The organism is Streptomyces sp. NPDC034670, from assembly GCF_055574875.1.
Window position 1 is genome coordinate 125,098 of record NZ_JBVITR010000009.1, and the last position, 18,163, is coordinate 143,260.

The 18,163-nt window shown below is 74.6% G+C and carries 17 protein-coding genes; 3 read left to right on the top strand and 14 right to left on the bottom strand.

Annotated features, from left to right (window positions below; genetic code table 11):
• Positions 1-36: 36 nt before the first annotated feature.
• From ACZ56B_RS09640 to ACZ56B_RS09705, 14 genes are all read right to left on the bottom strand, one after another.
• Positions 37-1,371: a lytic transglycosylase domain-containing protein gene (locus ACZ56B_RS09640; protein WP_468788055.1), complete on the bottom strand. Its 1,335-nt coding sequence runs from the start codon at positions 1,369-1,371 to the stop codon at positions 37-39.
• A 79-nt stretch (positions 1,372-1,450) separates the two neighbouring features.
• Entirely contained in the window at positions 1,451-2,215 is a 765-nt protein-coding gene (locus tag ACZ56B_RS09645; protein WP_468788056.1) for a hypothetical protein, read from the bottom strand.
• 45 nt (positions 2,216-2,260) lie between these two features.
• Complete coding sequence (locus ACZ56B_RS09650; protein WP_468788057.1) at positions 2,261-2,809, bottom strand: nuclear transport factor 2 family protein; 549 nt, start codon at positions 2,807-2,809, stop codon at positions 2,261-2,263.
• A 27-nt stretch (positions 2,810-2,836) separates the two neighbouring features.
• Positions 2,837-3,580: a hypothetical protein gene (locus tag ACZ56B_RS09655; RefSeq protein ID WP_468788058.1), complete on the bottom strand. Its 744-nt coding sequence runs from the start codon at positions 3,578-3,580 to the stop codon at positions 2,837-2,839.
• Positions 3,577-4,092 carry a hypothetical protein gene (locus tag ACZ56B_RS09660; RefSeq protein ID WP_468788059.1) on the bottom strand — a complete coding sequence of 172 codons (516 nt, stop codon included), beginning with the start codon at positions 4,090-4,092 and terminating at the stop codon, positions 3,577-3,579. The genes ACZ56B_RS09655 and ACZ56B_RS09660 overlap by 4 nt, the downstream gene beginning before the upstream one ends.
• Positions 4,089-5,366, bottom strand: a complete 1,278-nt coding sequence (locus ACZ56B_RS09665; protein WP_468788060.1) for an MlaD family protein — start codon at positions 5,364-5,366, stop codon at positions 4,089-4,091. Before ACZ56B_RS09665 ends, ACZ56B_RS09660 begins: the two co-directional genes overlap by 4 nt.
• Positions 5,363-6,676, bottom strand: a complete 1,314-nt coding sequence (locus tag ACZ56B_RS09670; RefSeq protein ID WP_468788061.1) for an MCE family protein — start codon at positions 6,674-6,676, stop codon at positions 5,363-5,365. Before ACZ56B_RS09670 ends, ACZ56B_RS09665 begins: the two co-directional genes overlap by 4 nt.
• Positions 6,677-6,756: 80 nt before the next feature.
• A complete protein-coding gene (locus ACZ56B_RS09675; protein ID WP_468788062.1) occupies positions 6,757-7,800 on the bottom strand; it encodes an MCE family protein in 1,044 nt (347 codons plus the stop codon).
• Entirely contained in the window at positions 7,797-8,984 is a 1,188-nt protein-coding gene (locus ACZ56B_RS09680; protein ID WP_468788063.1) for an MCE family protein, read from the bottom strand. Before ACZ56B_RS09680 ends, ACZ56B_RS09675 begins: the two co-directional genes overlap by 4 nt.
• Entirely contained in the window at positions 8,981-10,039 is a 1,059-nt protein-coding gene (locus tag ACZ56B_RS09685) for an MCE family protein (RefSeq protein ID WP_468788064.1), read from the bottom strand. The genes ACZ56B_RS09680 and ACZ56B_RS09685 overlap by 4 nt, the downstream gene beginning before the upstream one ends.
• The gene (locus ACZ56B_RS09690; RefSeq protein WP_468788065.1) at positions 10,036-11,289 is read right to left on the bottom strand and encodes an MCE family protein; all 1,254 of its coding nucleotides are present in this window, start codon (positions 11,287-11,289) and stop codon (positions 10,036-10,038) included. The genes ACZ56B_RS09685 and ACZ56B_RS09690 overlap by 4 nt, the downstream gene beginning before the upstream one ends.
• 1 nt (position 11,290) lies before the next feature.
• A complete protein-coding gene (locus tag ACZ56B_RS09695; protein ID WP_468788066.1) occupies positions 11,291-12,097 on the bottom strand; it encodes an MlaE family ABC transporter permease in 807 nt (268 codons plus the stop codon).
• A gap of 6 nt (positions 12,098-12,103) precedes the next feature.
• Positions 12,104-12,868 (bottom strand): MlaE family ABC transporter permease, encoded by a 765-nt coding sequence (locus ACZ56B_RS09700; protein ID WP_468788067.1) that lies wholly within the window; start codon positions 12,866-12,868, stop codon positions 12,104-12,106.
• Positions 12,865-13,866 carry an ABC transporter ATP-binding protein gene (locus tag ACZ56B_RS09705; RefSeq protein WP_468788068.1) on the bottom strand — a complete coding sequence of 334 codons (1,002 nt, stop codon included), beginning with the start codon at positions 13,864-13,866 and terminating at the stop codon, positions 12,865-12,867. Before ACZ56B_RS09705 ends, ACZ56B_RS09700 begins: the two co-directional genes overlap by 4 nt.
• A gap of 721 nt (positions 13,867-14,587) precedes the next feature.
• Between ACZ56B_RS09705 and ACZ56B_RS09710 the strand changes: the two genes are divergently transcribed.
• From ACZ56B_RS09710 to ACZ56B_RS09720, 3 genes are all read left to right on the top strand, one after another.
• Positions 14,588-15,214: a hypothetical protein gene (locus ACZ56B_RS09710; protein WP_468788069.1), complete on the top strand. Its 627-nt coding sequence runs from the start codon at positions 14,588-14,590 to the stop codon at positions 15,212-15,214.
• Positions 15,215-15,338: 124 nt separating this feature from the next.
• Positions 15,339-16,916, top strand: coding sequence for a DUF6801 domain-containing protein (locus tag ACZ56B_RS09715; RefSeq protein WP_468788070.1), 1,578 nt, complete (start codon positions 15,339-15,341; stop codon positions 16,914-16,916).
• A 48-nt stretch (positions 16,917-16,964) separates the two neighbouring features.
• Positions 16,965-17,906 (top strand): hypothetical protein, encoded by a 942-nt coding sequence (locus ACZ56B_RS09720; protein ID WP_468788071.1) that lies wholly within the window; start codon positions 16,965-16,967, stop codon positions 17,904-17,906.
• Positions 17,907-18,163 lie beyond the last annotated feature (257 nt).

An 18,163-nucleotide genomic window follows, 5' to 3' on the forward strand; every position in this document is an offset into this window, starting at 1 on the left:
CGGGGACGCGGACGTCCGCACGGCGGACGGCGCGTCTCACTCGGGGGAGGCGGCCGGCTCCGTCGGACAGGGCGGGACGGCCGGGGAGGGGCCGGGGGACGGGGTCGCGGTCCCCGCGGAGCAGTCGCCCGGGCCGGTGGGCGAGGGGTCCGGATCGGCCGGACCGGTCGGGTCGGTCGGATCGGTCGGGTCGGTCGGACCGGTGGGCGAGGGCCCTGGGCCGGTCGGGTCCGGCGTCGGCGACGGGGTCCCGGTGGGGGACCCGCCGGGCGGCTGCGAGGGGTCCTGGCTCGTCGGAGGCGCCGTCGGGGAGGACGGGTCCGGGGACGGGGAGGTCGGTGCCGGGTCAGGGGAGGACGGGGACGGCGCGGAGGAGGACGGGGACGGCGCGGGGGTGCCCGGCGCGCCGGGGTCCGGACCGATGACGATGCCCCCGCCGTCCCCGCTCCCCTCGCCGCCTCCCCCGCGGCCGCCCCCGCCGTCGACGGGCCCGGTCGCCGGGGTGTCGCCGCCCGCGCCGGGACTCCTCGGGACGACGCCCTTGCCGTCGGGGACGGTGCGGACCCCCTGGCGGTAGAACTCCAGCCAGTACCTGACCAGGTTCAGGTAGGAGCGCGAGCGGTTGTAGCTGAGGATCGCCCGGTCCAGGTCCGCGGCCCGTCCCAGGTCCCGGTCGCCCGCGCACAGGTAGTGCCCGGCCGCCAGGGCCGCGTCGAAGACGTTGTTCGGGTCGGCGCGGCCGTCGCCGTTGCCGTCCGTGCCCCAGCGGGCCCAGGTGGACGGCAGGAACTGCATCGGCCCCACGGCGCGGTCGTAGACCGTGTCGCCGTCGTGGGCGCCCGCGTCCGTGTCGCGGATCAGGGCGAAGCCCCGTCCGTCGAGCGGGGGCCCGGTGATCCGGCCCAGGGTGGTGCCGGCGCGGTCGACCGCGCCGCCGCGCGCCTGGCCGGACTCGACCTTGCCGATCGCCGCGAGCAGTTCCCAGGGCAGCCGGCAGCCGGGGTCCGTCCGGGCGACGGAGGCCTCGGCGGCGCGGTAGGCGCGCAGCACGGTGGCCGGGACGCCGGACTGGGCGAGGAGGTTCCGCGCGAGCGCCGGGGCGGCCGCCGCGGCGTCGGGGGCGGCCAGGGGCGGGAGTTCGGTGTGGTAGGAGCCGTCACCCGGCGGGGCCTGCTCGGCGTACGGGCCGCCCGCCGTCGTCCCGCGCGGGCCGTCGGCGGACGGGGCGGTGCGGGCGTCCCGGACGTCCCCGGTGAGTCCGGGCGCCCGGGAGGCGGTGAGGGCCGCCATGGCCGCCACGGTGACGGCGGTCGCCCGCAGCCCCCTGCGGGTCCGGCCGGTGCGCGGACGTCGTGCGCGGCGTACGGGCATGGCTGTCACTCCTGTCGGATGCGGGGCGTGGGTGTCCTCGGGTGCGTCGGTGGTGCGGTCCGTGCGGTCCGTGCGGCTCTCAGCGGCCGAAGGTGTCGATGCCGGAGACGAGCCACCGCCCGTCGCGGCGCACGACGTCGACGGCGAGCAGGGCGCCCGCGTACACGCCCTCGTCCCGCGCGGCCGCCTCGTGTCCGCCCGCCCGGTCCCCGGCGGTGCCGACGCTGCTCTGGTCGGCGTAGACGAGGACCCGGGCCCGGTCGCCGTCGATCCGTTCGACCGCGCTCTCGGTGACCGTCGTGGTGATCACCGCCTTCCGCTCGTCGGCCCGTTCCCGGACGTCGGCGAGCAGGGTGCGGTGCTGTGCGACGGCCTTTCCCGTGAGGAGGTCCCGGGCGGCCTGCTCGAAGGCTTCGGGGTCGGTGTGGTCGTAGGAGAAGAGCCGGTCGACGGCCTTGGCCGCCTGCCCCTTGACCTCACTGGTGCGGGCGGGGTCGGTCAGGGCGGTGTTGCGCCGCGCGGGGTCGTCCCGGAGCGCCCCGGCCTCCGCGTGCGCCCAGCCGGCGAAGCCGCCGAGGAGCACGGTCAGCACGCAGAGCACCGCGGGGCCGGCCGGGCGGCGCGCCCGGGCGGCCCTCCCGTTCCCGGCCCCGGCCGCCTTCCCCTCCCCGGCCGTCCCGGCCCCCCGTGCGGGGGGCGGGGCGGCGGGAGGGGGCAGGACGGCCGTGCCGCCCGTACGGGTCCGGCCTCCGGTGCTCCCCGGGGCCGCGGCGGGGGCCGCGGACCGGGTCTCGCGGTCCCGGCGGCGCCGCTGGCGGTTGATGTGGTGGCGGGTCGTCGGCATCGTGCTGTCCTCTCGGTACGGCGGCTCGCGCGGGACGGAACCGGGTCAGCCGGCCGGCGCGCCGCCCACGGGGGCCTGTCCGAGGGCGCTCAGCTTCCAGCGGCCCTGGACGCGGGTGAGTTCGCCGAGCATGCGGCTGTCCTTGTCCGTCTTCGCGCCGTCGGACGCCCTGACGGTGACGCGCAGCGCGACCAGCACCCGGGCGCGGCCGGCGCGGTCGTCGAGTTCGGAGACGGCGCCGGACAGCACCCGGGCCGTGGTGACCGTCCGCGCCGTCCTCACCTGCTCGGCGAACTCCTCGCGCCCTGCGACCAGTTGCTCGTGCAGTTCGCCGGTGGTCGAGGACTCCCACAGGTCGAGCCCCCGCTTCAGGTCCCGGTGGTCGAGCGTGTTGAGGTTCTGCACGGCCTGCTCCCCGGCGGCGAGTGCCCCGTCCCGCTGCGCCGCGTACGCGGCCCGGTCGTCGTGGGCCGCGCGGTACCAGTCCTGCCCCGTCCACGCCGCGCAGCCGCCCGCGGCGAGGGCGAGGGCGAGGAGCAGGGACGGCAGCGGCCGGGGGCGGTGTGCGGCGAGGACGCGGACCGCGCGTTCCATGGGGTGCTCCAGTCTCCCGCGCATGCGCTAGCGGGCCTTGAGGTCGACGATCCGCCAGCGGTCGTTCTCGAGCCGCGCCGTGACGGTGAGCTGGGCCGCGGCGGTGGTGGCCTCGTCCTCGCCGCGGCGGGAGGTCTGGTCGAGGAAGACCAGCAGGCGCGCCCGGTCACCGTCGAGTTCGATCACCCCGGTGCGGACGGCCCGGGTGCTCAGGGTGACGCGCTGCCCGGCGAGGTCGTCGCGGACCCTCTCGAAGAGGTCCTGGTACTGGCGGGCGGCGCGGCCGCCGAGGACGGTGCGTGCGGAGCGCTCGGTGGCCGCGGTGCCCTCCGGGGTGGTGGAGAAGACACGGGCGAGGGCGTTGCCGACCTCGCCGGCGACGCGGTCGGTGGCCCCGGTGTCGGTGAGCGCGCGGTTGCGGGCGGACTCGGCCGACTTCAGCTGGTGGGCGCCGTGGAGGAAGGCGCAGCCGCCGAGGACGAGCGCCGCGGCGGTCCCGGCGAGGGCGGCCCGCCGCAGCCGTGCGCCGGGCGGCCGGCGGGTGCGGGCGCCGTCCTCCGCGTCCGTCGGGTCCGTCGCGTCCGCCGTGCGGTCCGTGTCCGCCGTGCGGTCCGTGTCCGCCGTGCGGTCCTCGTCCGCGGTGCCCGCGGTGTCCGTGGAGAGCTCGCTTCCGGAGCCCTCGTCCCCGGCGGGACCGTCCGCGGGCGTCCCGTCCGGCGCGGGGCCGGGCTCCGGTGCCCCGCCCCCGCGCAGCAGCCGTGCCGGCGTCATCGGTTCCCCTCCCCCCGCTCCCCCGAGAGCGGTACCGCGCTCAGCGCCCGTACCTTCCACTCCCCCTCGCCGGTGCGGGCCAGGACCGCCTCCAGGCGCTTGCGGTCGACGGCCGGTCTCTTCGCCCCCGCGGGCGTGACCTCGACGCGGACGGTGGCGATGAGCCTGGCCGAGCCGGCCCGCGGGTCGAGCGCGGTGACGGCGGCCTCGGTGACCGTGCCGCGCGCCGACGCGCCCGCCTTCGCCTCGGTACGGCCCAGTTCCTCGCGCAGCGGCCCGGTGGAGGCGTCCCGCCAGGCCCGCACGCCCTTCTCCGCCCGCTGCCGGGTGGAGGCGTCGAGCGTGGTGAGCACGGCGATGCCCGCCCGTCCGTCGGCGAGCGCGCGGTCCCGCTCCCGGCCGTACGCGAGCGCGTCGTCGGTGCGTGCCTGCGCGTACGTCCACGCACCGGTGCCGCAGAAGCCGAGGGCCAGCACGAGCCCCGCGCCGGTGAGGACGCGGGCCCCCCTCATCGCGCGCTCCCGCCGGCCGGGGCGAGGAGTCCCGCCAGGTCCCCCGGTGCCTCGCCGTCCTGGCCGGGCAGGGCGAGGGCGCCGGGGAGCGCGGCCGGCCCGCCGGTCCGTGCCCCGCCGTCGCCGGAGGGCAGGGAACCGGGCCTGGCCGGCTCGGGCACCGGGCCGCCCCCCGGGGCGTTCGCCGAGCCGCGGACGTTGAACCCGTCCGCGGCGGGGGCGGTGCAGGACGCACCGGTGTTGAGGGCGGGCGTGGTGCCGAGGTCGAGCCCGTTGCGGTAGCGCGTGGCGCCGTACCCGGCGGTGCAGGGCAGGGGCTTGAAGAAGGTGACGGCCATGCCGAGGTTCACCTTCCCTCCGTCGACGGCGGTGGCGCCGGCGGCGACGGCCGCCGGGTACTTCACGAGGAGTTCCTCCGTGCCGCGCTGCCGGGTGACGGCGATCTCGGAGGTGGTGAGGAGGTTGGCGAGGACGACGCCGAGGCTCGGGTCGAGGTCCCGCAGGACGCCGCTGACCTGGGTGGCGGCCTCGGGGGTGACGGTGAGGAGGCGGCGCAGGTCGGCGTCGGACCCCTTGATGGTGCGGGCCAGTTCCCTCGCCCCGGCGGCGAAGTCGCGGATGGCCCGCTCCTCCTCGGCCTGGGTGCGCAGGACGGTCTCGCCGTCGGTGATGAGCCGGGTGGTGGCGGGCAGCGCGCGGTCGGCCGCCTCGAGGAAGCCGCTGCCGCTGTCGAGCAGCACCCGGAGGTCGTCGCCGTGGCCCTCGAAGGCCTTGCCGAACTCGTCCACGACCGTGCGCAGGTCGTCGAGCGGGACGGAACGGGCGAGGTCGTCGACGCTGCCGAGCAGGTCGGTGACGGGTGCGGGCACCTGGGTGTCGGCCTGTTCGATGCGGGCGCCCTCGGCGAGGTAGGGGGCTCCGTCGCTCTCCGGCCGCAGGTCGATGTACTGCTCGCCCACGGCGGAGAGCGCGGCGACCACGGCCCGGGTGTCGGCGGGGATGCGGGGGGCGGACCTCTTGATGCGGAGTTCGGCGACGACGCCGTCGGCGGTGAGGCCGATCGGTCCGACGCGTCCCACGGAGACGCCCCGGTAGGTGACGTCGGAGTGGGTGAACAGGCCGCCGGTGCGCGGGAGGTGCACCTCGACGGTGTAGTGGTCGGCGACGCCGACGTACCGGCCGAGGTCGGCGTAGCGGATGCCGAGGAAGGAGAGGGCGAGGACGGCGACGAGGAGGAAGGCGAGGTTCTTCAGCCGCACGGCGCGGGTGATCACCTGTCCCCACCCCCGTCCGGGACCGCCCGTGCCGTGCCCGCCCCGGTGCCGGACGCGGGCACGGAGGGCAGCGGCAGGGGCGAGGAGCCCCGCGACGGGGCCCCCGACGGCGGAGCGGACGAGGGAGCGGACGGCGCCCCGCCGTCCTTCCCGGGCCCCCCGGCCCTCCCGGGCTCCCCGGACTCCCCGGACGTCCCGGAGGACCGCTCCCGCCCGGCCGCGCCCGGCCCGCCGTCCGCCGGGCCGGAGGGCGGGGCCGTGCCCCGGGGCACCAGCGGCGGGATCACCCGCGTCCCGGGCACGGCGGCCATGTCCAGGTACACGTTGAGGTAGTCGCCCTTCACCCCCCGCAGCACCTCGTCGGTGAACGGGTACGTCAGCAGCACCTGGAGCGAGTCGGGCAGGTCCGTGCCCGCGTCCGCGAGGGCCTTCAGGGTCGGCGCGATGGCCTCGAGGTCGGCGATCATGTCGTCCTTGCTCGCGTCGATGGTGGAGACGGCGACGCCGGAGAGCGTGTCCAGGGAGCGCAGCATGGTCAGCAGGGAGCCGCGCTGCCTCTCGAGCGTCTTCAGCCCGGGCGAGAGGTCGGTGAGGACGGTGCCGACGTCGTCCTTGCGGGTGGCGAGGGTCGCGGAGAGCCGGTTGACGGCGTCGAGCGCGTCGGTGATGTCGCCCCGGTGCTCGTCGAGGTCGGTCACCAGGGTGTCGACCCGCCGCAGCATCGAGCGGACCTCGGGTTCGCGGCCGCCGAGCGCCGCGTCGAGTTCCCGGGTGATGGTCCTGAGCTGGTTCACCCCGCCCCCGTTGAGGAGCAGGGACAGCGCGCCGAACACCTCCTCGACCTCGGTGTCGCGGGAGGTGCGGGAGACCGGGATGACGTCCCCGTCCCGGAGCCTGCCGGTCCCGGCCCCCCGGGCGGGCGCGGCGAGCTGGACGTACTTCTCGCCCAGCAGGCCGGACTGTTCGATCCGGGCGGTGGCGTCGGCGGGCAGCCGCACGTCGCCGTTGATCCTCAGGGTGACGCGGGCCGACCAGTCGTCGCGGCCGAGTTCGATGCGGGTGACCCGGCCGACGGCGACGTCGTTGACCTTCACCGCGGACTGCGGGACCAGGCTGAGCACGTCCCGGAGTTCGGCGGTGACGGTGTAGGGGTGGTCCCCGAGGTCGGCGCCGCCGGGCAGCGGCAGGTCCTCGAGGCCGCCGAAGCGCGGCAGGCCGACGGTGACCGCGCCGGCGGCCAGGGTGAAGCCGAGGCCGAGGGCGAGGAGTCCGCCCAGGGTGAGGCCGGCGACGCCGCCCGTGGTGAGCACGCCGCGCCGCACCGCCGCGGCCCTCGGGCCCGGGGCGGGCGGGACCTTCGGCACACGCCCCGGGCGTCGTCCGCCGCGCTTCACCGCTCCCCCTTCCCGGTGGCCGCGGGCCGGTCGCCGCCCGCGGCCGAGCCGCCCGCCGCGGGCAGCGGCAGCAGCGGGCCGCCCATGCTGATCTCGTTGAGGTTGGCGCGGCCGTCGAGGGTGCGGGTGTCGGGGTTGTAGGCGTTGACGACGTTGCCCGCGGCCAGCGGCGCCACGTCCAGCGCCTCGGCGAGCGAGGCCCGCTGCTCGACGAGGGTCCGGGTGATCGGCACGAGCCGGTCGACGTTCTTCTTCAGCTCGCCCCGGTTGTCCTCGACGAAGGTCTTGACCCGGCCGAGGGCGGTGCCGAGTTCCTCGAGCGCGCCGGCGAGGTCGTCCTTGTTGTCGGCGAAGAAGCCGACGACCTCGTCCAGGCGTTCCTGCGCGGTGCGCACGTCGGTGTCCTTCTCCTTCAGCAGGGTGGTGAAGGCCTGGAGGCTGCGCAGCGTGGCGAACAGGTCCTCGCTGCTGCCGTCGAGGGTCCTGGCCGCCTTGCCGAACTCCTCGATGCCGTCGCCGATGGCCTCGCCGTTGCCGTCGAGGTTGGCGGCGCCGGTCCGCAGCAGGTCGGACAGGGCGCCGGCGGAGTTGGCGCCGTCCGGGCCGAGCGCCCGGGCGAGTTCGGTGACCGAGTCGTAGAGCTGGTCGATCTCGACGGGCGTGCGGTTGCGGGCGGCGGGCAGGACGGCTCCTTCGGCGAGGGCGGGGCCCGAGCGGTAGGCGGGGGTGAGCTGCACGTAGCGGTCGGCGACGACGCTGGGCGCGACGACGACGGCCCGCGCGCCCTCGGGGACCTTCACGCCCTCGTCCAGGCGGAGGCCGACGCGCACCGTGGTGCCCTGCGGCCGCACCGACTCCACCTCCCCGACCCGTACCCCGAGGATCCGCAGGTCGGACCCGGCGTAGACGCCGACGGCGCGGTCGAAGTAGGCGGTGAGGCGGGTGCCGCCGGAGCCGAGGATCCGGACGGTGGCCAGGCCGCCGGCGGCGAGCACCGCGAGGGCGAGCACGCCGGTGAGGATCCTTCTGCGTCTGCTCATCGCTCACCGCTCCCCTGGTCCGCCTGGTCCGCCTGGTCCGCCTGGTCCGTCTGGTTCGCCGCCGTCCGCTTCGGCGGCATGCAGCCGGTCGCCGGCCGGGACGTCTCGGGCAGGTAGTCGCGGGGGACGACGCCGCACAGGTAGCTGTCGAACCAGCGGCCGTTGCCCAGGGTGTTGCCGACGAGGCGGTAGTACGGGCCGACCAGCGCGAGGGTCCTGCCGAGCTGGGCGTTGTTCTTCTCCAGGACGGCGGTGACCCGGCCGAGGGCCTTGAGGGCGGGGCCGAGCTGCTCGTCGTTGTCCTCGACGAGGCCGGCGAGTTCGGTCCCGAGCTCCCGGCTGCCCCGGAGCAGGGCGCGGATGGCGGTGCGGCGGTCCCGGAGTTCGCCGAGCAGGGAGCCGCCGTCCTCGATGAGGGTCTCGAAGCTGGACTTCCTGTTCTCCAGCGTCCTGGTGAACCGGGCGCTCCCCTCGAGGAGTCCGGCGAGTTCCGCGTCGCGCTCGGAGACCGACCGCGACAGCGCGGACAGGCCCTCGGCGGCGTTGCGCACGTGGGGCGGGGAGTCCTCGAAGGTCTCGGAGAGGGTCTCGAAGCTCTCCGCGAGCCGCCGGGTGTCGATCTCCTCGACGGTGGAGCCGAGGTCCTGGAAGGCCTGGGTCACGTCGTAGGGGGAGGTGGTGCGGGACAGCGGGATGCGGCCGGCGGGGTCCTGCCGGCCGGAGCCGAGCGGGTCGAGCGCCAGGTACTTGTCGCCGAGGAGGGTCTTGACGGCGATGGCGGCGGTCGTCCGGTCGCCGATCCAGGCGTCCTCGACCTCGAAGTCGACCCTCACCCGGGCGCCGTCCAGGGCGACGCCGGTGACCTCGCCGACCTTGACGCCGGCGATGCGCACCTCGTCGCCCTCGTCGAGGCCGGCGGCCTCGGAGAAGTCGGCGCTGTAGTGCGTGCCGCCGCCGAACGGCAGCCGGTCCGCGCGGTGGACGAGGACGGCGAGCAGGGCGAGGACGAGCAGCCCGGCGACGGCGACGGCGACCGGGTCGCGTTCCCGGACCGGCTTGACGCGCGGGCGCCGGGGTCCGGCCGGCCGGCCGGGCCCGCCGGTCCCTTCCGCCTCGTGGACCTCGTCGGCCGTGCCGGTCCCGTCGGTCTCGCCGGTCCCGTCGCGCCGTGTGAAGGGTCTCATCCCCGGCACCTCGATTCGGTGATCGCGATGCCGGTCGGCGCCTCGGAGCCGTCGGAGGTGGTCACTCCGCTCACGCGTGCCTCGCAGAGGTAGAGGTTGAACCACGATCCGTAGGAGGACAGGCGGGCCAGGGCGGTCATCTTGGCGGGGGACCGGTCGAGGAAGTCCTCGATCTGCCCGGTGCGTTCGCCCAGGCCGCTGGAGAGCCGGCCCAGTTCGCGGATGTCCCGTTCGAGGGGCTCGCGCCCGTCCTCGAGGAGGCCGGCGGTGACGGTGGCCAGGTCGCCCATGGCCTCGACGGCCTCGCCGAGGGGCTTGCGGTCGTCGTTGAAGCCGGCGAGGAGGTCCCGCAGGGTGACGACGAGGTCGTCGAAGCCGTCCTCGCGGCCGTTGAGGGTCTCCAGGACGGTGGTGAGGTTGCCGACGACCTCGCCGATCACCTCGTCCTTGGCGGCGACCGTCGTGCTGAGCGAGCCGACGTGGCGGATCAGGCTGTCCACGGTGGCGCCCTCGCCCTGGAGCACCTGCACGATCGATCCGGCGAGTTCGTTGACGTCCTTCGGGGACAGTCCCTCGAACAGCGGCTTGAACCCGTTGAAGAGCAGGGTCAGGTCGAGGGCGGGCGTGGTGCGGTCGAGCGGGATGGTGCCGCCCGCCTCGAGGGTGCCGGTGAGGTCGCCGCTGCCGCGGTCCAGGGCGACGTAGCGCTGGCCGACCATGTTGAGGTACTTGACGGCGGCGGTGGTCGACCGGGGCAGGCTGCGGTCCTCGCGGACGGTGAAGGTGACCTCGGCGGTGCGCCGTCGCACGACGCGGACGTCGGTCACCTCGCCGACCTCCACCCCGGAGATCCGGACGCTGTCGCCGTCGACGAGTCCGGTGACGTCGGTGAACAGGGCCTTGTAGGTGCGGGTGCCGGAGCCGGTGCCGGAGCCGGCGACGCTGAGGCCGAGCACGGTCGTGGCGAGGGCGGTGACCACCACGAAGACGAGGGACTTGAGCAGCGGTCCGGTCAGCGGGCGGCGCCGGGTGTGCGCGTGGTCCGGGGCGGTCATCCGAGGGTCACCTCCGTGCCGCGGTAGACCGGGCCGGCGAGCAGGCTGCTCCAGTCGGGCAGCTCGCCGGGGTGCCGGCCGGCGGCGGGTGCGAGCAGTTCGTTGACGAGGTCGTTCTCCTGCGGGGAGTTGGCGGGCCCGAGGTCCTGGCCGGCCGGGGCGAAGGCCTGCGCGGCGGGCCGCGGGAGCGTGCCGGAGTAGGGCACGGAGGGGCAGCGGGGGCCGCCGCCGGAGCCGTACACCGGGGTGTCGCGGCCGGGGAGGTAGGCGCCGCGCGGGGGGACGGCGGTGACGTCGACGTGGATGCCGGGCCGGTCGCTCCCCTTGCCGAGCGCCTTGTCCATGGCGGGCACGAACTCGGTGAGGGTGCGCAGGGTGCAGGGGAAGGAGGGGGCGTACTCGGCGAGCAGTTCCAGGGTGGGCCGGCCGGTGGCGGCGAGCCGGATGACGTTCTTCTCGTTCTTCCGCAGGAAGGCCGTCATGTCCTCGGCCGTCCGGGTGGTGGCGCCGAGGGTGCCGGCGTACGCCGCCTCCTGCTCGGCGAGGGTGCCGCTGGTGGTGGTGAAGTCGGTGAGCGCCGTGAGGATGTCGGGCGCGGCGTCCGCGTAGACGTGGCCGACCTTCACGAGGTGCTCGAGGCCGCGGTTGAGGGCGGGCAGGTGGGGGTTGAACTCCTCCAGGTGCGCGCCCAGCCGGACGAGCGTGTCGCCGAGCCGGTCGCCGCGCCCCTCCAGGGCCTGTGCGACGGCCGACAGGGTCGCGGAGAGCTTCTGCGGCTGGACGGCGGTGAGCACCGGCAGGACGTCGTCAAGGACCCGCTGGAGCTCGACGGCGTTCTCGGACCGGTCCTGGGGGACGACGGCCCCGGCGGCCAGGGGCCGGGCCGAGGGGTTCTCGGGCGGTACCAGGGCCACGAACCGCTCGCCGAACAGGGTGGTCGGCAGCATCTGCGCGCGGACGTCGGAGGGGATGTCGTCGAGGGCGCCGGGCTTCAGGGCGAGGGTGAGCCGGGCCCCGTCGCCGGTGGCGTCGACGGCGCGGACCTCGCCGACGACGACGCCGCGCAGTTTGACCTCGGCGCCCGGGTGCATCTCGTTGCCGACGCTGCCGGTCTCGACGACCACCGGGTCGGAGTCGGTGAACCTCTTGTCGTAGACGGCGACGGCCAGCCAGGCCAGCAGGACGGGCACCAGCAGGAACACCACTCCGGCGCACCGGTGGCGCAGCGTCGCGCCTCGTGCTCCGCTCATCTCACCCCGCCACCTTCACGGTCGTGGTCGCGCCCCACAGGGCGAGCGACAGGAAGAAGTCGGTGACGCTGATCAGCACGATGGCGTTGCGCACGGACCGGCCGACGGCGACGCCGACGCCGGCGGGGCCGCCGGAGGCGCGGTAGCCGTAGTAGCAGTGGGCGAGGATCACCATCACGCTGAAGACCAGCACCTTCAGCACGGAGAGCAGCACGTCCGTCGGGGAGAGGAAGAGGTTGAAGTAGTGGTCGTAGGTGCCCCGGGACTGGCCGTTGAACAGGACGGTCACGGAGCGGGACGCCAGGTAGGAGGAGAGCAGCCCGATCGCGTAGAGCGGGACGACGGCGACGACCCCGGCGATGACGCGGGTGGTGACCAGGTAGGGCATGGAGCGGATGCCCATGCCCTCGAGGGCGTCGACCTCCTCGTTGATGCGCATGGCGCCGAGCTGGGCGGTGAAGCCGGCGCCGACGGTCGCGGAGAGGGCGAGCCCGGCGACCAGGGGGGCGATCTCGCGGGTGTTGAAGTAGGCGGAGACGAACCCGGTGAACGCGGCCGTGCCGATCTGGTCGAGGGCCGCGTGGCCCTGGAGTCCGACGACGGTTCCGGTGAAGAGCGTCATCGCGACCATCACGCCGACGGTCCCGCCGACGACGCCGAGGCCGCCGGAGCCGAAGGCGACCTCGGCGAGCAGGCGCTGCACCTCCTTGAGGTAGCGGCGCAGGGTCCGGGGGGTCCACAGCAGGGCCCGGGCGTAGAAGAGCAGGTGGTCCCCGGAGCGGTCGAGCCAGAGGAGCGGGGAGGCCATCGGACCTCAGCCTCCCTTCGGCGGGACGATCTGGAGGTAGAGGGCCGTCATCACCATGTTCACGAAGAAGAGCAGGAGGAAGGTGATGACGACGGACTGGTTGACGGCGTCGCCGACGCCCTTGGGGCCGCCGCGCGGGTTCAGGCCCCGGTAGGAGGCGACGATGCCCGCGATGAACCCGAAGACCAGTGCCTTGAGTTCGCTGACGTACAGGTCGGCCGGCTGGGCGAGGGCGGAGAAGCTGGAGAGGTAGGCGCCGGGGGTGCCGCCCTGCAGGACGACGTTGAAGAAGTAGCCGCCGAGGGTGCCGACGACGGAGACCAGGCCGTTGAGCAGGACCGCCACGCCCATGGTGGCCAGGACCCGGGGCACGACCAGGCGCTGCACGGGCGAGACGCCCATGACCTCCATGGCGTCGAGCTCCTCGCGGATCTTGCGGGAGCCGAGGTCGGCGCAGATGGCGGAGCCGCCGGCGCCGGCGATCAGCAGGGCGACGATGAGCGGACTCGCCTGCTGGACGACGGCGAGGACGCTGGCCCCCCCGGTGAACGACTGGGCTCCCAGCTGCTGGGTGAGGGAGCCGACCTGGAGCGCGATGACGGCGCCGAAGGGGATCGAGACGAGGGCGGCGGGCAGGATGGTGACCCCCGCGACGAACCAGAACTGCTCGACGAACTCGCGGAACTGGAAGGGTCTTCGGAAGACCGCGCGGCTCACCTCGGCGGCGAGCGCGAAGAGCCGGCCGGTCTGCCGCAGCGCGCCGGTGATCATGCGCCGCTCCCGGCGGCGGGCACCGGCGGGGTGGGCGCCCCGGCGTTCCCCGCGTCGGCCTCCCGGACGGCGGAGCGCGCGGCGGACGGCAACTGGTCGATCATGCTCATGACACGCTCGCGCCGGCGGGCGACGGCCCGGCGCGGCGGGAGGCCGGGCGACGGCTCCAGCTGCGGGACGATCCTGCGGGGCCGGGCCGCGGCGGCGCCCGCCTCGGCGGCGAGGGTGGCCGCGTCCTTCTCCTCGGACATGCCGATGGGGCCCTCGCGCCGGCCGGCGAGGAACTGGGCCACGACCGGCTCCTCGCTGGTGAGCAGCACCTCGCGGGGGCCGAAGGCGACCAGCTCGCGCCGGAAGAGCATCCCCATGTTGTCGGGCACGGTGGCGGCGATGTCGAGGTTGTGGGTGACGATCAGCATCGTCGCGTCGATCTGCGCGTTCAGGTCGATCAGCAGCTGGGAGAGGTAGGCGGTGCGGACCGGGTCGAGCCCGGAGTCCGGCTCGTCGCACAGGATGATCTGCGGGTCCAGCACGAGCGCGCGGGCGAGCCCGGCCCGCTTGCGCATGCCGCCGCTGATCTCCCCCGGGAGCTTGCCCTCCGCGCCCAGCAGCCCGACGACCTCGATCCGCTCCATGACGATGCGGCGGATCTCGGACTCCTTCTTGCGGGTGTGCTCGCGCAGCGGAAAGGCGATGTTGTCGAAAAGGGACATGGACCCGAAGAGGGCTCCGTCCTGGAACATGAGCCCGAACAATTTCCGGGTCTCGTATATGTCCCTCTCGGGACTGTTCACCATGTCCACCCCATTGATGAGGACACGGCCCTCCTCCGGTTTGAGCAGCCCTATGAGCGACTTCAGGAAAACGGTTTTCCCGGTGCCGGACGGTCCCAGCATCACGCTCACCTCCCCGGCGGGGAGAGTGAGTGTCACGTCCCGCCAGATGTTCTGCTCACCGAAGGACTTGGTCAGGCCCTCGACCACCACTTCGATTCCCATGTCACCTCCAGCGGACGTGGGTCGGATCCGCGCCACGGGCGCGCGTCGAGCCGGTGCGGAACGCACCGACCACGGGTGCGGCCCGGTTCCCCGCCCCCTTTCCGGGGGTTGTCACCGCGCAGACAACCCACCGGGTCCGCCCCCTTCCGGGGAGCCGGGGCGGGGTCCTGCGGCTCCCCGGGAGGGGATGGAGCCGCGGGACCCCGCCGGCGGGCTCCGGCCCGGACGGGAGGGCGGGACCGGGAAGCGTCCGCCGCGGCTCCGGCCGACCGGGGGCACCGGCCCGGAACCGAGCACCGCAGCGGCACGTTACGACCGGGTAACCTCCGTCGGCAATACCGGAATCCGAGTTTTCCGGGACGCCGGCTCCAGCCGTCCCGAACCTGTCAGGGCGGAGACAAACCGCGGCCGCGACCTTGTCACCGGACGAGCACCACGACGCGGGGCAGGACACCGGGAAGTCCTTCCCCGCACCACCGGACGGGAATTTCGAACTTGACGGCCGATGACTAAACCGGCCCGCACGCCACTCACCCCGGAAACAGATGGTTGCACTTTTCAAAGAATCATGGACGGCTCCATTGTTCGGCCAAGTTTCCCGCAAGTAACGTCATGGTCCGCGGACAGGGACCATCGAGCCGCGGGCCGTACGGCCTGCCCATCGCTCACCTCGGCCACGGCCCACCTCTGCCGGTCAATCCACAAGGAGAGTCCCCGAGCCATGAAGAAAACCCTCAGCAGGACCGCTGTCGTGGCGGGTGCGGCCGCGGCCGCCTTCGGTCTGACCGCCGGGACCGCCTCGGCGGTGCCCTCCACGGTGTGGACCGTCACCCCGTCGGGCAGCTACACGGCGACGAACAGCGGCAACATCGTGCTGACCGCCACCATCCCGATGACCTGCACCACTTCGGGCGCCTCGGGCACCATGGCGAGCGCCACCGGCAACCCCGCCACGGTCGCCGCCATCAACGCGATCAACTTCGGCACCGCCACCACGCCGTGCACCAGCGTCCTGGGCAACGTCAGCACCGTGGCGGTCACCCCCTGGAGCGTCGTCGCGCAGGACTACACCGCCGCGACCGGCGTCACCAAGGGCTACATCGGCAACGTCAAGGCCAACGTGACCGCCGGCGTCTGCAAGTTCACGGTGACGGGCAAGGCCTCGGCCACCTACACCAACTCCACCGGAATCCTGGCCGTCAACAGCGTCGCCGGCGAACTGGCCGTCACCAACCCCGTCAACTGCGGCACGATCATCACCACCGCCACCCGGCCCCTCTTCAAGGGCAACTACGCCATCAAGGCGTCGAACGGCACCGTCCCGAAGATCGTCGGCACCAACCCGTAAGGCGCCACCCGCCCGCGAACGCCCGGCCGGGCGTGCCGGCCGGGCGTTCGCGGGCCGTCCGCGCCGGACCCCACCGGGTGCCGGCCGCCGCCCCCCGATCCCGGACGACCCGAGCGGAGCAGCATTGAGAGGCAACCGTACCGCCGCATCACGGCCGTCCCGCTTCCGCGCCGGGAGCGCGGCGGTCGCCGCGTTCGCCGTCCTGGCCGCGACGGTCCCGGCCGCGGCCTCCGCCGCGGGCACCCGGGAGGTCGACGCCGAACTGCCCTACGTCTGCGACCTCCCCTCGGGGCGACGGACCGCCACGGTGCGGATCTCGGCCGGGTTCCCGGACCGGGCGGAGCGGGGCGAGGCGTTCTCGCCCACCGGTGTCACCACCGCCGTGGAACTCCCGGCCGAGGCGGTCGCGGACCTCACCGCGCTCGGGGCGGCCACCGCGCGGACCGCCACCCGCCTCACCGTCGGCGTCGCCCAGGACGGCGCCGCGGCCGAGGCGACCTGGCACGGCACGGCGGAACCGGTGGCCCTGCCCGGGTCCGGTCCGCTGACCCTGACCACGACGGGCGACGTCCCGTCGGTGACCGGACGGGGCGGCGGCGACCTGACCTTCTTCGCCGGGGACCTCGCCGTCGACCTGGCGCTCGGCACGGCGGACGGGGCCACCGCCGGCCCCGGGGCGCTGACCGTCGCGTGCTCCCCCCACGGGGACGCGCCGCTGGCCACCGTGCCGGTCGGCGCGGACGCGGCGGAGCCGAGCGGCTCGCCGTCCGCGCCCGGCGCCCCTTCCGGGACGCCCGGCCCGCCCTCCGGGACGCCCGGCCCGCCCTCCGGGACGCCGCGGGACAGGCAGGCGGACCGGGCGCCGGAGGGGGCGCGGGACCCGTCCGGCCCCGCGGCCGGCCGCGACGCACCGCACTGCGCCTACGGCGAGGAGAACCCGTTCGAGCCCCTGTCGATGAACGCGTACATCACCGGCTACACCAACGTGAAGAAGCAGAAGGGCGCTTCGCTGCTGCCGGTGTCCTGCGTGCTGCTCGAGTCGAAGGAGATGCTCGCCGAACCGGACGAGGAGGGCAACCTCGTCGTGACGATCAAGGCCGAGGGCGAGTTGCACCACGAGGGGCGCAGGCAGACGCCGCCCTTCCGGAGCACCTTCCTCGGCTTCGGGTTCGTTCCGACCACGGCCACCATGGTGCTGGAGCAGACCGGTCCGATGACCGTCCGCTTCGACACCGTCTACGCGGGTGCGGACATCGTGGCGGACACCTTCATCCGCGTCCCGCTGCGGCTCCGCGTGATCGGTCTCGAAATCAACGGCGTCCCCCTGGACGTCGGGTCCGGCTGCAGGACGCGGAAGCCGCTGCGCTCCGCCGAACCGGACCCCGCGAACCACCCCGGCGACCACCTGGTCCTGTACGGACGGGGTGAGCAGCTGTACGGCGAGGACGCCACCGGCTACATGCTCCTCACCGGCGGCCCGCTGACCGGCGAGGCGACCATCCCCGCCTTCACCGGCTGCGGCGGCGACGGCGAGGACCTCGACCGCCTCCTCACCGCCTCCGTGTCCGGTCCCGGCAACTACATCAAGCAGGTCCAGGGGCAGACCTGCACGCCGAGCGCCCCCATATTCGGGGACGAGAACGCCGCCGCCCAGTGCACCCGCGACCTGCAGCCCCACGTGATCCCCGTCCCCGAGCGCTGAGCCGCACCGCCCCTCCCCCCTCTCCCCTCACGACGGAAGGCCACCACCATGACCCGGCTCCCCACCCGCACCAGGCTCGCGACCGTCTCCGCGCTGACCGCGCTCGGCGCCCTCGCCTCCCTGGGCACCGCGACCGCCGCCGAGCCCGCCCTGAACGGCGAGTGGGCCCCCTTCACCCGCTGCCCCGTGGACGCCCCGGCGATGCTGGCCGCCGACGGCTTCGCCAGGACCCCGCAGTGCGTGGTCTCCACCTCCGCCGGCGGCTCCATCAAGCTGGGCAGGACCACCGTGGTCACGGGGAGGACCAACCTCCAGATGGGCGTCGTCCAGAACGCGGACGGCACCAGCACCGTGGTCGCCCCGCCCGGCGGAGCGCTCGTCGCCGACCCGGCCACCGTGCCCGGCGGCCTGCTCGGCCTGATGTGCCCGAGCGACATACCGGTGATCACGGGCCTCTGCGAGACGCTCGAGAACTCCAGTCTCAACAAGATCACCGCCACCATGGAGTCCGTCGGCGCGCCCTACGCCTTCGACCAGACCGCGGGCGTCCTCACGGACCTGCCCATCGTCGCCCTGCCGGTCCGCATCCACCTGGAGAACCCGCTCCTGGGCGGCAAGTGCTACATCGGATCGGCCTCCCACCCGATCGTGCTGCGCCCGAAGAACCTCGACCACCCCGAGTTCGGGATGAGTTTCTTCCGCGGCGACGGCACCCCCGACGAGGCCGGCGAGATGAGCCGGATCGACCTCACCGGCGCCACCCAGAACGACAGCTCCTTCGCGGTCCCCTCCGCCACCGGCTGCGGCCTGAACATCGGTCTGATCAACGCCGCGGTCAACGCGAAGACGGGCCTGCCCTCCGCCTCCGGGAACAACAGCCTCACCCTCGGCGACACGCGGACCCACCTCACCGGTCTCAACGCGCCCGGCACCGCCGCCCCCGACGCGGGCAAGGTCCTGGCACGGAACTGGCACTCCGCCACCGGGTGACGGCCGGGAGCGCGGCGGATCACCCCGCACCGGGGACCGTTTCCCGCCCGTGTGAAGCGGTTTCCCACCAAGAGGTGTACATCACAACGTAGTTGACTTACTTTCAGCTTCTCGGACCGGTGTGCACCTGGTGAGCCGGCCCGGGGGGGGGGGGGGCCCCCCCCCCCCCCCCCCCGGCCGCCCCGTACCCCCCCCCCCCACAACCGCAGGACAAAGAGAGGCACCCCACCCCCCCCCCCCCACCCCCCTTCCCCCCT